Origin of the sequence: Streptomyces sp. NPDC007084, assembly GCF_040703595.1 — a bacterium.
Classification (GTDB): domain Bacteria; phylum Actinomycetota; class Actinomycetes; order Streptomycetales; family Streptomycetaceae; genus Streptomyces.
The window spans coordinates 1-1,102 of record NZ_JBEYFY010000139.1 but is presented as its reverse complement, the minus strand read 5'-3'; the positions used below and the strand labels follow the sequence as shown (position 1 = coordinate 1,102).

Sequence of the window (1,102 nt, the reverse complement as noted above, 5' to 3'; positions counted from 1 at the left end):
ATCACAAGTTCATTACCGAGGATCCAAAAGCCAAATATTGGACTGATGAAGATCTGCTTGAAAGCTTCATTGTGGATTTCCAAGCACAAAATATGTTCATTACGCGAGCAATCAAGCTAGCAAACAAAGAAGAAAAATTTGCTTTGGCGGCTGGTGTAGTCGAACTTTACGGCTACAATCTTCAAGTTATTCGCAACTTGGCAGGTGACTTGGGTAAAAGCGTTGCTGATTTTCATGACGAAGATGAAGATAATGATAATTAGTTTTTACGAAACTGTAGGCTTTAGTTGAATGAGGCTTGCAGTTTGATAATTTTAGCGCGATAATAAGATAAGGAGAATCCCCAAAATGAGTAAGTATAAACATCATTTTAGTCATCATGAACACCACTGTGTACAGCTCGTGCCACTATTTGGTTTACTTTCAGAAAGTGAATTAGTGCAAGTTGAGCAGGTTGTTAATCATAAAATTTTTGAAAAAGGTGAAACAGTCATCAGCCCCTTTGCAGTGCCTCAACTTGCAATTGTGGCGCATGATACCTTGAAAATATACCAGCTTTCTAGTGCTGGTAAAGAGCAGTTACTACGTGTGATTGAACCTGGTGGATACGCAGGTGAAGACGCCTTGTTTGGAGTAATGAATGATAATCTCTATGGTGAAACATTGGAAGAAACGCAAATTTGCTTTTTGCGACAACAAGATTTCAAAAATTTGTTGTTAAAATATCCCGAGCTCAGTTTGAAATTGCTTGAAACCACCGTGAGAAGAGCTGCGGAAATGCAATATCAAGCACAATTTCTCATGATGGAAGATGTTGAAAGTCGAATCGCTAATTATCTTTTGCAACTCGTCAAAGTAGTAGATTCAAATTCTGTTATGATTCCAATGAAAATGAAAGATCTTGCAACGTTCATCGGAACAACTCCCGAAACTATTTCTCGTAAGTTCAAAATACTCGAAGAAAAAGGATTCATTGAGCGCCGAGGAAAGATAATCAAAATACTAGATATTGATAGCCTTGAAGATGATTACGCTTAAAATGGTCTAAAGAGCCAATAGATTCTGATCCTACACAAGATCCAGACCTAATGCCAGATTGGAC

At 37.8% G+C, this 1,102-nt stretch carries 2 protein-coding genes; both read left to right on the top strand.

The features are described 5' to 3' along the window. On the top strand, positions 1-263 hold a 263-nt coding region (locus AB0912_RS35950), incomplete at its 5' end, for a hypothetical protein (RefSeq protein ID WP_366707543.1). 85 nt (positions 264-348) lie between these two features. Next, a complete protein-coding gene (locus AB0912_RS35945; protein WP_366707541.1) occupies positions 349-1,038 on the top strand; it encodes a Crp/Fnr family transcriptional regulator in 690 nt (229 codons plus the stop codon). Positions 1,039-1,102: the final 64 nt, after the last annotated feature.